The organism is Streptomyces sp. TAA204, from assembly GCF_000424965.1.
The window spans coordinates 1-13,198 of record NZ_AUKW01000027.1 but is presented as its reverse complement, the minus strand read 5'-3'; the positions used below and the strand labels follow the sequence as shown (position 1 = coordinate 13,198).

The 13,198-nt window shown below is 70.2% G+C and carries 6 protein-coding genes; 2 read left to right on the top strand and 4 right to left on the bottom strand.

Features of this window, described 5'->3' with window-relative positions:
* The coding region (locus H343_RS0124485) for a type I polyketide synthase (protein WP_028433276.1) at positions 1 to 4,510 on the bottom strand (4,510 nt) is incomplete at its 3' end.
* Positions 4,511 to 4,693: 183 nt separating this feature from the next.
* Positions 4,694 to 6,043, bottom strand: a complete 1,350-nt coding sequence (ccrA, locus tag H343_RS0124480) for a crotonyl-CoA carboxylase/reductase (RefSeq protein ID WP_037905012.1) — start codon at positions 6,041 to 6,043, stop codon at positions 4,694 to 4,696.
* Positions 6,044 to 6,252: 209 nt separating this feature from the next.
* Between ccrA and H343_RS0124475 the strand changes: the two genes are divergently transcribed.
* Positions 6,253 to 8,004 (top strand): ABC transporter ATP-binding protein, encoded by a 1,752-nt coding sequence (locus tag H343_RS0124475; RefSeq protein WP_028433274.1) that lies wholly within the window; start codon positions 6,253 to 6,255, stop codon positions 8,002 to 8,004.
* 148 nt (positions 8,005 to 8,152) lie between these two features.
* Complete coding sequence (locus H343_RS32655) at positions 8,153 to 9,967, top strand: ABC transporter ATP-binding protein (RefSeq protein ID WP_051265972.1); 1,815 nt, start codon at positions 8,153 to 8,155, stop codon at positions 9,965 to 9,967.
* 312 nt (positions 9,968 to 10,279) lie between these two features.
* On the opposite strand, the gene H343_RS32650 is transcribed toward H343_RS32655, so the two are convergent.
* Both H343_RS32650 and H343_RS0124455 read right to left on the bottom strand, forming a co-directional pair.
* Positions 10,280 to 12,124 (bottom strand): 3-hydroxyacyl-CoA dehydrogenase family protein, encoded by a 1,845-nt coding sequence (locus tag H343_RS32650; protein WP_078506085.1) that lies wholly within the window; start codon positions 12,122 to 12,124, stop codon positions 10,280 to 10,282.
* Positions 12,125 to 12,391: 267 nt separating this feature from the next.
* Positions 12,392 to 13,198 (bottom strand): phosphopantetheine-binding protein (locus H343_RS0124455; RefSeq protein WP_028433273.1); only part of this gene is annotated, 807 nt, incomplete at its 5' end.

Here is a 13,198-nt window from a genome sequence, read left to right as displayed (position 1 = left end):
ACCCCGCCAGGGCGGCACGGTCGCCCACATCACACGCGGCCACCCGAACCTCGGCACCCGACGCGGACAGCTCGGAGACCAACTCCTCCGCACCATCGGCCTCCATGCCGCGGCGGCTGACCAACAGCAGATCCCGCACACCGTGCTCGACCACCAGGTGACGGGACACGACCCGGCCCAGACCACCCGTGCCGCCCGTGACCAACACCGTGCCATCGGCACCCCACGCGGCCTCTGCCCGCGGCACACCAGCCCTGGCCAGACGCGGCGCCAGAACCTCACCCTCACACAGCCGCACCTGAGGTTCGTCGACGCCCAGTGCCTGCGGCACGACAGCCGCGGACGCCTCCGACGCATCCACATCCAGCAGACCGAACCGGCCCGGATGCTCCGACTGCGCAGAACGCACCAGACCCCACACACCGGCGGCCGCCACATCCTCACCCGCGACAGCACCACGCGTGACGAACACCAACCGCGAGGCGGCAAACCGCTCCCCGGCCAACCACTCCTGCACCACACCCAGCACACGCGCAGTCAGAACATGCGCGGACCCGGCCACGCCACCGTCCGCATCACCCACCACCGGCACCAACACCACACCCGGCACCGGCACTTCATCACCACTCGCCGCGAGTGCCGTCAGATCGGCGTACGCGCCCTGTGCGCCAACGATCCCCGCAAGGCCCAGCACATCCGAACCCACCACAGCCGGCACACCGTCGACATCGGACGACGCGGCCACCGAGGTCCACACGACCTCGAAGAGCGAGTCGCGATTCCCCCCACCGGCCTCACCGCCCACCTGATCGGCCTGAACCGGCCTCGTGACCAGGGACTCTACAGAAGCGACCGGCGAACCGCCCGCATCAGCCAACGCCACCGTCAACGCGCCGTCCCCACCACGCGTCAGACGCACACGCAACGTCGAGGCACCCGAAGCATGCAGCGACACGCCCTCCCAGGAGAACGGCATCCCCGCGGCACCGTTCGTGCTGCCGTCGCCGGTGCCGTCGCCCCTGTCACCTCCCAGGAGCGCCGCGTGCAGGGCGGCGTCGAGCAGTGCGGGATGCAGGCCGAAGTTGTCGGTTTCGACGCCCTCGGGCAGGGCGACCTCCGCGAAGATCTCTCCGTCACCGCCCCGCCAGGCTGCGCGCAGCCCCTGGAAGACGGGCCCGTACTCGAACCCGGCGCCGGCGAACCGCTCGTAGCAGCCCTCCACGTCGACCGGTTCGGCACCGGCGGGCGGCCAGACGGTCGCGTCGAACGTCACGGGCGGAGTGCCGCTGCCCAGCACGCCGCTGGCGTTCGACGTCCACGGACGGGAGTCGTCGTCGTCCGGACGGGAGTAGATGCTCACGGTCCTGCGCCCGGAGGCATCGGGCCTGCCGACCGACACCTGCACCTGGACGCCGAGTTCCTCCGGCACGGACAGGGGCGCGGTCAGGGTCAGTTCCTCGACGCGGTCGCAGCCGACCTCGTCGCCCGCCCGCACGGCCAGCTCCAGGAACGCCGTTCCGGGCAGCAGCACGTTCCCCAGGACGGCATGGTCCGCCAGCCAGGGGTGCGACTGGAGTGAGAGCCGGCCGGTGAGCAGGGCGCCGTCCGTGTCGGCGAGCGAGACCGCGGCGGACAGCAGCGGATAGTGGGCCGCTCCCAGCCCGGCGGAACGCAGGTCCGCCATCTGCCGGAAGCCGCCGCCCTTGGGCCAGTACCGCTTGCTCTGGAAGGCGTAGGTGGGCAGGTCGACACGCCGCGCACCCGTACCCGAGAAGAACTCGGCCCACCGTACCGCCACGCCGCGGGTGTGCAGACCGGCGAGGGCGGCGGTCGCGGAGTCCGTCTCGGGACGCCCGGAGCGCAGCACGGGAAGGACGGTCACCCGGTCGTCGGCCTCGCCGAGGCAGTCCTGCGCCATGGCGCTGAGCACGCCGTCGGGGCCGAGTTCCAGGAAGGTGGTGACGCCGTGGTCGTGCAGCCAGCGGATGCCGTCGGCGAACCGCACCTCGCGCCGCACGTGCTCCACCCAGTAGTCGGGGGAGGTGACGCGCTCCACTCGCGCCTGCTCGCCGGTGGTGTTGGACACCAGCGGGATCAGGGGCTCCTGGAGTGCCAGGCCGGCCACCGTCTCCCGGAACTCCTCCAGCATCGGTTCCATGCGGGGCGAGTGGAACGCGTGGGAGACCTTCAGCCGCTTGGTCCTGCGGCCCTGGGCGGCGAAGTGGTCGGCGATCTCGGTCACGACATCCTCGTCACCGGCGACGACGACGGCCGAGGGGCCGTTGACCGCCGCGAGCGACACCTGGTCCCGGCGTCCGTCCAGGAGCCGGGCCGCCTCGTCCTCGGTGGCCTGGAGGGAGACCATGGCGCCGCCCGCGGGCAGGTTCTGCATGAGCCTGCCGCGTGCGGCCACGAGCCTGGCGGCGTCGGGCAGGGAGAGCACCCCGGAGATGTGGGCGGCGGTGACCTCGCCGACGGAGTGGCCGGCCAGGAAGTCCGGCTGGACACCCCAGGAGGAGACGAGCCGGAAGAGTGCGACCTCCACCGCGAACAGCGCGGGCTGTGCGTGGACGGTCTGCTCCAGCGCCTCGGCGTCCTCGCCCCACATCACCTCCCGCAGCGGGGTGCCGACTTCGGCGTCGAGGTGTGCGAGGACCTCGTCGAGGGCTTCCGCGAAGACGGGGAAGCGTTCGTAGAGTTCGCGCCCCATGCCGAGGGCCTGCGCACCCTGGCCGGTGAAGAGGAACGCCTGCTTTCCCCTGCCGCGGGTGTGTCCCTGGACGATGCCGGGAGCGGCTCGCCCTTCGGCGAGCGCAGTCAGGCCGTCCCGGAGGCGGCCGGTGCCGTCCGTGCCGTCCGTGCCGTCGGTTCCGCCGGTGAGGAGCACCGCCCGGTGTTCGAAGGCGGTGCGTGTGGTGGCGAGCGAGTAGGCGACGTCGAGCGGCCGCGGTGCCGTGGACGCGCCCGGCGCGGCGGTCCCGCCGGCGGAGTCCTCTTCGCTCCCGTGGATCTCTCCGTTCTCGTCGCCCGTCAGGGAGAGCAGGCGTGCGGCCTGTGCCCTCAGGGCGTCACGGGACCTTCCGGAGACGAGGACGGGCAGGACGCCGGGTTCGGAGAGGGGCTCGGGCTGTGTGCCCTCGTCCCCCGCGGAGTCGGGTTCCGGGGCCTGTTCGATGACGGTGTGGGCGTTGGTGCCGCTGATGCCGAAGGAGGAGACGGCGGCGCGCTTCAACTCCCCCGTCTCGGGCCACGGTTGGTTCTCCGTGAGCAGCCGTACGGCACCGGCCGACCAGTCGACGTGTGAGGACGGGGCGTCCACGAGCAGCGTCCGGGGCAGTTCACCGTGACGCATCGCCATGATCATTTTGATGACGCCCGCGACACCGGCGGCGGCCTGTGTGTGGCTGATGTTGGACTTGACCGAACCGAGCAGCAGCGGGCGGTTCTCGTCGCGGTTGCGTCCGTAGGTGGCCAGCAGCGCCTGCGCCTCGACGGGGTCGCCGAGAGTGGTGCCGGTGCCGTGGGCCTCGACCGCGTCGACCTGGTCGGCGGAGAGCCGGGCGTTGATCAGGGCCTGCTGGATGACGCGCTGCTGGGACGGGCCGTTGGGGGCTGTCAGGCCGTTCGACGCGCCGTCCTGGTTGACGGCGCTGCCTCGCAGGACGGCCAGCACTTCGTGGCCGTTGCTGCGTGCGTCGGAGAGCCTCTCCAGCACCAGCACGCCGGCGCCCTCGGCCCAGCCCGTGCCGTCCGCGGAGTCGGCGAAGGAGCGGCAGCGGCCGTCCGCGGACAGGCCTCCCTGGCGGCTGAACTCCGCGAGGGTGGCAGGGCTGGACATGACGGTGCAGCCACCCGCCAGCGCGAGGGAGCACTCACCCGCCCGCAGTGACTGGGCGGCCAGATGCATCGTCACCAGGGACGACGAACAGGCCGTGTCGACGGTGACGGCGGGGCCGAGCAGTCCGAAGGTGTAGGAGATGCGGCCGGAGAGCACGCTGTTGGAGTTCCCCAGCAGCTGGAAGCCGTCGCCCGCGTCCTCGGGGCCGATCTGGTAGTCCTGTGCCATCGCGCCGACGAAGACCGCGGTCTGGGTGCCCTTCATCGACGTCGGGTCGATCCCTGCCCGTTCGACGGCCTCCCAGGTCACCTCCAGGAGCAGCCGCTGCTGGGGGTCCATGCCGACTGCCTCGCGCGGTGAGACGCCGAAGAAGTCGGCGTCGAAGTCCGTGGCGTCGTGGAGGAATCCTCCGGAGCCGGTGCTGGAGAGGCCCGTCAGCTCCGGGTCCCAGCCGCGGTCCGTGGGGAATTCGGAGATGCCGTGCCCACCGCCGGCGACCATCCGCCACAGGTCCTCCGGCGAGGAGACGCCACCGGGGTAGCGGCAGCCGATGCCGACCACGGCGATCGGCTCCTGGGCGGCCTCCTCCATGCCCTGCAGCTGCTGCCGGGTCCTGCGAAGGTCCGCGCTCGCCCGCTTGAGGTAGTCGCGGAGCTTCTGTTCGTTGTCCATCTCAACTAACCCATCTCGACAGTCGGCCGGACGTGCGTGGGCGGAACACCGGATGTCCGCGGGTACGAAGGCGTGCCCGCTGCGGCGAGGGAGGAGGGGCGCCGGTCAGCACCGCCGGGGACCCGTCCTGGCGGGGCGTGGCCGCCGGGTCACCGGGCTCGCGCCGGCTGTGCTGGCGCACCGTCAGTTCCCTTGCGTCCGGAACCGGTTGATGGCCTCGGCGTTGCGCGCCCGCAGTTCCTCGTCACGCACCCCGAGCCCTTCCTGGGGGGAGAGACAGAGCACGCCGAGTTTTCCCTGATGGACGTTGTTGTGTACGTCCGAAGCCGCCTGGGGGGCCTCGTCCAGGGCGTAGACCCTGGAGAGGGTGGGGTGGACCTTGCCGCGGGCGGCCAGCCTGTTGGCCTCCCACGCCTCGCGGTAGTTGGCGAAGTGCGACCCGACGATGCGCTTCAGGCTCATCCACAGGTAACGGTTGTCGTAGGTGTGCTGATATCCGCTGGTGGAGGCGCAGGTGACGATGGTGCCGCCCTTGCGGGTGACGAACACGCTGGCGCCGAAGGTCTCCCGTCCCGGGTGTTCGATGACGATGTCGGGGTCGTCCCCGCCGGTCAGTTCGCGGATGCGGGCACCGAAGCGCTTGAACTCCCTCGGGTTCTGGGTGTCCTCACCGGACCAGAAGCGGTAGTCCTCGGCCGAGCGGTCGATGATCAGCTCCGCCCCCATGCGGCGGCAGATCTCCGCCTTGGCCGGGCTGGAGACCACGCAGACGGGGGTGGCACCGCCGTTGAGCGCGAGCTGGGTGGCGTACGAACCGAGCCCACCGGAGGCGCCCCATATCAGCACCGTGTCGCCCTGCTTCATGCCCGCGCCGTTGGCGGAGACCAACTGCCGGTAGGCGGTGGAGTTGACCAGCCCGAGGCAGGCCGCCTCCTCCCAGGTGAGGTGGGCGGGCTTGGGCATCAGCTGGTTCGTCTTGACCAGCGCGATCTCGGCGAGGCCGCCGAAGTTCGTCTCGAAGCCCCAGATCCGCTGTGCGGGATCGAGCATCGTGTCGTTGTGGCCGTCCGGAGACTCCAGTTCGACCGAGAGACAGTGCGCCACCACCTCGTCCCCCGGACTCCAGGCGTTCACGCCGGGGCCGGTGCGCAGCACCACGCCGGACAGGTCGGACCCCAGAACGTGGTACGGCAGGTCGTGCCGCGCGGCCATCGGCGAGGTCCTGCCGTAGCGCTTGAGGAAGCCGAACGTCGGCAGCGGCTCGAAGATGGAGGACCAGACCGTGTTGTAGTTGATGGAACTGGCCATGACCGCGACCAGTGCCTCCCCGGCACCCAGTTCGGGGGTGGGGACGTCCTCCACGTGAAGTGACTTGACCGGGTCCCTGTCCCGGCTCGCCACTCCTTCGAACATCCCGGCGTCCTCTTCCCGTACCGTCACCGCCCGGTAGCTCTCCGGCACGGGCAGCGCGGCGAAGTCCCGGGAGTCCGCCCCACCGGAGCGGACGGCGCTGACGATCTCCTGCACAGTCATGAATGAACCTCCTGGCACCGACGCCGAGTCACCGTCCGTAGCGGTCTCACCGTAGGACTCCAGGAACTAGGGAATCTCCGAGACTTCCGGCGCAGGCCATGTGGACGGCAGCGGCAGGGCGGAGCCGCGGAAGACTAGGGGTTCTCCGGGTGCCCGGCGCGTTCCACTGGACGCAGCCGGCCGTGCCGACCCTGTGACCGGAGTGTCGAGTGCTGATCAGACTGCTGTATGCCCACCTGCGCCCGTACCGCAGAAGGGTCGCGTTGCTGCTGACGCTCCAACTCGTCCAGACTCTGGCGACGTTGCTGCTGCCGACTCTCAACGCCGCGGTCATCGACAACGGTGTGGTCAAGGGCGACACCGACTACATCACCGGTACCGGCGTCGTCATGGTCGTCGTCGCGCTCGTGCAGGTCCTCACCGCGAGCTGCGCCGTCCTCCTCTCCTCCCGCACGACCGCGGGGCTCGGCCGCGACCTGCGTTCAGCCGTCTTCCGCCGGGTGATGCACTTCTCCGCGCGCGAGATGGGCCGATTCGGCACTCCGACGCTGATCACCCGGACGGTCAACGACGTGCAGCAGATTCAGCGGCTGACCATGATGGTGTTCGACGTGGCGGTCTCGGCGGCCATCATGTGCGTCGGCGGCATGGCGCTCGGCCTGTACCAGGACCCGCCCCTGGCGCTGATGCTCATGGCCCTGGTGCTGGTGATCGGCGTCTGCATGGCGGTGCTGCTGAAGCGGCTGGGGCCCTCCTACGACCTGATGCAGCGGTGCGTGGACCGCGTCGGGAAGCTGCTGCGCGAGCAGATCAGCGGGGTGCGGGTGATCCGGGCCTACGTTCAGGACGGCCGCGAGCGGGAGAAGTTCAGCCGGGCCAACACCGACCTCTTCGACGTGGCGCTGCGCGTGGGCCGCCTGATGGCGGCCATCCCCGTGGCGCTGATGCTGGCGATGAACGCGCTGTCGGTGGCGCTGGTGTGGTTCGCGGGGCGCCGCATCGACTCGGGTGAACTTCAACTGGGCGCGCTCAACGCCCTGTTGAGCTATCTGGCCCTGATCATCATGTCGATCATCGTGGTGTCGCTGGTGTTCACGGAGGCACCGCGCGCCCGGGTCGCCGCGAGCCGTGTGCGGGAGGTGCTGGAGACGGAGACGAGCGTCCCGGCTCCCCAGGAGCCGGTCGAGCCCTGGATCGTCACCGGCGATCTCACCCTGCGCGACGTCGAGTTCGGATACCCGGGCGCGGAGATGCCGGTGCTGCGAGGGATCGACCTGAACGTACGGCCGGGCGAGACGGTGGCGGTGCTCGGCGGCACCGGCAGCGGCAAGACGACGCTGCTGAACCTGGCGATGCGACTCGTCGACGTCACCGCGGGCTCCGTGTCCGTCAGCGGAGTCGACATCCGTGACCTGGCCCCCGAAGTGCTCACCCGCACCGTGGGATTCGTGCCGCAGAAGCCCTACCTCTTCTCCGGCACCATCGCGAGCAACCTGCGGTACGGCAACCCGGATGCCACCGACGAGGAGCTGTGGCACGCCCTGGAAGTGGCCCAGGCACGCGACTTCGTGCAACGCATGGAGGAGGGGCTCGACTCGGCGGTCTCCCAAGGCGGTTCGAATGTCTCGGGCGGTCAGCGGCAGCGCCTGGCCATCGCCCGCACGCTGCTGCGCAAGCCGTCGGTCTACCTTCTGGACGACTGCTTCTCGGCGCTCGACCACGGCACCGAAGCCGCCCTGCGGGCCGCTCTCGCAAAGGAGATCGCGATGGCGCCGGTCGTTCTCGTGACACAGCGGATCAGCACGGTCGAGAACGCCGACCGCATCGTCGTCGTCGACGACGGGCGCGTCGCCGGGGTCGGCACACACGAGGAGCTGATGAGGGACAGCGAGACCTACCGGGAGATGGCGCTCTCGCAACCCGCACTTCAGGAGGCGCCCGGTGCTCTCGCCGGTAATTAGTGTCGAGCAGACGCGGCCGTACGAGCCGCCGAACCCGCCCGTAAAGAAGCGGAAGCGCAAGGGGCGGCACCGCCGGCCCAAGCCGCTGTGGCCGGGAGGTCCGCTCCCGCCGGCCACGGAGCAGGGCGACCGAGTCCTCTCCCGGCTGATGGCGCTGCTGCGTCCCTTTCGCCGCACCATGATCGCCATGATCGCCCTGGGTCTGGGCTCCATCGTCCTGAACCTGCTCGGCCCCGGACTCCTCGGCTACGCCACGGACTTGATATTCGCCGGCCTCATCAGCCGGGAGCTGCCCGCCGGAGCCAGCAAGGCGGAACTCATCGCGAAGCTGCGCGCGGAGGGCCAGGACACCCGCGCCAACGTGATCGAAACCGTCGATGTCGTACCCGGTCAGGGCGTCGACTTCACCCAACTCGGCCTGGTGCTGCTGCTCATCCTCGGGCTGTACCTGATCGGGTCGGTGTGCATGCTCGCGCAGGGCCGCCTCGTGGCGTACGTCGTGCAGAGCGGCGTCCGTACGCTGCGGGAACGGGTCGGGGAGAAGCTGACGCGACTGCCGCTGAACTACTTCGACCGCCACTCCAGGGGCGAGGTGCTCAGCCAGGTCACCAACGACGTGGACAACCTCCAGCGGACCCTGCAACAGGTTCTGGGCCAGATACTCAACTCGCTGATCTCCGTGCTGGGCGTGCTGGTGATGATGCTCGTCATCTCCTGGGAACTGGCCATCGTCGTGCTGGTGAGCGTGCCCGTGTCCGTACTGATCGCGACGTGGCTCGGCAAACGCGCCCAGCCCCGCTTCGCTGAGCAGTGGAACGTGACCGGCACGCTCAACGGCCACATCGAGGAGATGTACACCGGCCACTCGCTGGTCAAGGGCTTCGGCCGGCGCGACCTGGCGGAGGGCGTCTTCGACGAGCACAACGAGACGCTCTTCAAAGCGGCTTCACGCGCACAGGCCACCTCGGGTCTGATCGGGCCCACGACGCGTTTCGTCACCGATCTCAACTACGTCCTGGTGGCGGTCATCGGGGCGCTGCGTGTCGCGAGCGGGTCGATCTCTGTCGGCGACGTGCAGGCGTTCGTCCAGTACTCCACCATGTTCAGCAGGCCGATCACCGACGTCGCGAACTTCTCCGGACAGTTCCAGTCCGGGCTGGCTTCCATGAAGCGCGTCTTCGACCTGCTCGAGATCGAGGAGCAGATTCCCGACCCGGCCGATCCCGTACGGCCCGGGAAGGTCACGGGACGCGTGCAGTTCGAGGAGGTCTCCTTCCGCTACCTCCCCGGCACGCCACTGATCGAGGAGCTCTCCCTGACCGCCGAACCCGGCCAGGTGGTCGCCATCGTCGGCCCGACCGGGGCGGGCAAGACCACCCTGGGCAATCTGCTCATGCGCTTCTACGAACTCGACGCCGGGCGCATCACGGTGGACGGGACGGACATCGCCTCCATGACACGCGAGGACCTGCGCGGGGCGATCGGCCTCGTCCCGCAGGACGCGTGGCTCTTCGGCGGAACGATCGCGGAGAACATCGCCTACGGGCGCCCCGACGCGACACGCGAAGAGGTCGTGGCCGCCGCGCGCGAAACATGCGTCGACCGCTTCGTCCGCGCCCTCCCCGACGGATACGAAACGGTGCTGGACGAGGATTCCTCCAGCGTCAGCGCCGGAGAGAAGCAACTCATCACCCTCGCGCGGGCGTTCCTGGCCGGACCGACCATCCTGCTGCTGGACGAGGCGACCAGCTCGGTCGACTCCCGTACGGAGGTCCTGATCCAGGAGGCGATGAACTCGCTGCGGGCGCAGCGGACGAGCTTCGTCATCGCCCACCGGCTCTCCACGATCCGCAGCGCGGACCTCATCGTCGTCATGGACTCCGGGCAGGTCGTCGAACGCGGCACGCACGAGGAACTGCTGGAGGCCGGCGGCATGTACGCGCGGCTGCTCGCAGGGGCGTAGGGGACGTACGCGCGGCGGCACGCCGGGGCATAGGGGCGTAGGGGCGCCCCTGGAGCCGGTCCCCCGGCGTTCAGCCGGCGCGTCAACGCCGGCTTGTCAACGCCGGCGCGTCGTGTCAGCGCCGTACCGGCGGCCGTATCAGCGAGTCGGGGCCCTCGACGACGATGGCGAGGGCCCCGGTCCGGTGCTCCGTGAGGCGGAAGTGCCCGCCGCCGAGGACCTCCGGGCGCAAGAGCCCCCTCGTCCACTACCGCCGTTGCCGTGCCCGAAGAAGACGAACGGCCGCTCGTCCAGGACCATGTGCTCGTCTCCTCACGCGGTGGTCGCCGCGGCGGACGTGCCGGTCGCGGGCCCGGAGGCCGCGCCGGACGCCGGAGCGGCCGCTGTGGCGGCCACCGGGGTGGTCGCCTTGCCCGCGGTGGTCCCGGGCCTGATCCTCTCCGTGCGGAAGCCGGTGCCGGTCTTACGGCCGAGGTGACCGTCCGCGACAAGCTCCTCCAGCGCCGCCGCCGGCGCGAGGCCCGCGTCCGGAGCGGATTCGTGCAGCCGCCGCAGAATGGCCAGCGACACATCGAGCCCTACGGTGTCGAGCAGGGTGAAGGGACCCATCGGATGGCCGTAGGCCGTGGTGACCGCCGAGTCGACGGCCTCGACGGTCACGCCGGTGCGGTCGAGCATCCTGATCGCCTCGTTGAGGAACGGGAAGAGCAGGGCGTTGACGATGAACCCTGTTCTGTCCGTGCAGTCCACCGGCTTCTTCCCCAGCGCCCGCGCCAACGCGTGGGCCGTAGCGAGGACTTCGGGAGCGGTGTCATCGGTACGCACGACCTCGGCCAGCTTCATCACCGGTGCGGGGTTGAAGAAGTGCAGCCCGATCACATCGGAGGGACGGCTGGTGGCCTGCGCGCACGCCGTCACGGAGAGGCTGGAGGTGATGGTGGCGAGGATCGCGCCCGGCTTCGCCACGACGTCCATCTCGGCCAACACGGCTTGTTTGAGAGGCAGTTCCTCGGCCACGGCCTCGATCAGCAGGTCGCACCGGGACAGCTCGGCGTAGTCGTCCGTCGTATTGACCCACCCCAGCGCCTCGAGGCGTTCGCACTCGCTTACCCGCCCGCGCTGTTCGGCCCGTACCAGCGACCGGTCGACTGCGGCGAACGCGGCGCCCGCCTTCTCCTCACTGCGCGCCACAAGCGTGACCGGTATGCCCGCACGCGCGGCGACCTCCGTGACGCCACGGGCCATGGTCCCGGAGCCCACGACCCCGATCCGCGTGATGTCACGCAGGGAGCGGCCCGGGTCGCTCAAGTCCTTCGCGCGGGGCACGACTTCGCCCTCGTCGTCGTAGCGGTAGAAGCCGTGCCCGGACTTGCGCCCGAGGTGGCCCCTCTCGACCATCCGGTCAAGGAGCGCCGACGGGAGAAGAGCGCCGTTCCCCGTCCGGTTGTGGAGAGTCCGCAGCGTGTCCCGCACGGTGTCGAGTCCGAGAAGGTCGAGAAGCCGGAGCGGACCGTAGGGCAGTCCGCAGCCGAACCGCATGGCCGTGTCGATGTCCTCCACGGTCGCGTAGTCCTGCTCCACCATCGCCGCCGCCTCATTGAGGTAGCCGTAGACCAGTTCCGTCGCCGCCTCGCCCGGCGCCTCACCCAGCGAGGCGACCTCGCTGCCCGCGCCCTCCACGACCTGACGCGCCAGCCGCATCGCCTCCGGTGACGTCATGGCCGTGCCGACCAGCTCGACGGTCCGGCCGTGCGGAGGTGGCAGATGGGCGCGCACGCCCAGCACCCGTTCGGGACGTCCGGACGCCGCCGCGAGCTGCTCCACGGGCATCGCGCCGCTCACCGTGGCGATGACGGTGCCGGTCGAGCAGGCAGCATCGAGTTGACGCAGCACGTTCTCCTTGACGCGCGGCTCCTCAGACACCGACTCGATGACAAGGTCAGCCCCCTTGAGATCGCTGAGTTCCGCCCCAAGACTCAGTCCGGCGCCGTCCGGCCTGTGACTCTCCAGCCTCCCGCCCACGGCTTTGACCAGACGGGGATCCTGGTCCACGGCGACGACCTCGAACTCAGGAGGGCCGGCGAGCAGCGCCCGCGCGATGCCCTCCCCCACGGAACCCAGGCCCATCACGCCGATCACGAGCGTCCGACCATCCATGTGACTGGCTCCTTCCCGCCTGCCGGAGTCGGCAGAACTCATGGAGCACATGGTCACGGACAGGGCACTAGTGAACTCACCCGAACTCGGGAGACTCGGGAGCGATGGGTGGACGGACTCCCGCTGAGCGGCGCGCGGGCCACGCCAGGACGGGGCCGGGCGCGCGGGCGCCCGCGGGGCAGGGGGATGCACAGGGGCACGTACGGACCGGGGCGGACACGGCAGGCCGGGACGGCGTCGGGACACGCCGCCCCGTCCCTGCCGCGCTCAGGACAGGCCGAGCTCGTTGTCGAGCAGGTCGAACATCTCGTCGTCCGAGACCGAGTCGAGATCGACCTCGCCGTCGCCGCTCTTCGTGGACTCACCGCCCGACGACGCCCAACGTGTCCTGAGCACCTCCAGTCGGCCCGCGACCTGCTTGTGGACCTGCGCATCGACGGTCGTCTCTCCGAGGGCCTTCTCCAGCCGGTCCAGTTCCTTCAGGAGGGAGCTGGGGCTGCCGGCCTGCGCGGTTCCGGGCGGGAGGAGTTCAGCACACAGGAAGTCCACCAGCTCCGCGGGGGTCGGATAGTCGAAGACGAGCGTCGCGGGCAGCCGGATCCCGGTGGCAGTGGTCAGCCGGTTGCGCAACTCCACGGCGGTCAGGGAATCGAAGCCCAACTCCTGGAACTGGCGGTCCGATTCGATCTCACCCGGATCGGAGTGACCCAGCACCTCGGCGACCTGGCCGCGCACCAACTCCATCATCTGCTCGTTGCGCTCGGAGTCGCTCAACGGCGTCAGTCGCTGTACGAGGGAGTCGGCCGACTCCACTCCGGCCACCGCCCTGCGGGAGCGGGCGCGGATCAACCCACGCAGCAGCGGCGGGACTTCGCCCCGTGCCTTCAGCGCGGGCAGGTCCAGCCGCAGCGGCACGAGCACCGCTTCGGCTCCCCCGAGCGCGGCGTCGAAGAGCTCAAGGCCCTCTTCGACCGTCAGCGGCGGCATCCCCGAACGCGCCATACGCTCCGCGTCCGCCTCGGAGAGCATCCCGTCCTGCGCCCAGGCACCCCAGGCCAACGACACACCAGGCAG

Bases quoted from the DNA above. Each gene is read 5' to 3' on its own strand.
- ccrA (WP_037905012.1), bottom strand. From the start codon at position 6,043: ATGACTGTGCAGGAGATCGTCAGCGCCGTCCGCTCCGGTGGGGCGGAC.
- H343_RS32655 (WP_051265972.1), top strand. From the start codon at position 8,153: ATGGCGCTGCTGCGTCCCTTTCGCCGCACCATGATCGCCATGATCGCC.
- H343_RS32650 (WP_078506085.1), bottom strand. From the start codon at position 12,124: ATGGATGGTCGGACGCTCGTGATCGGCGTGATGGGCCTGGGTTCCGTG.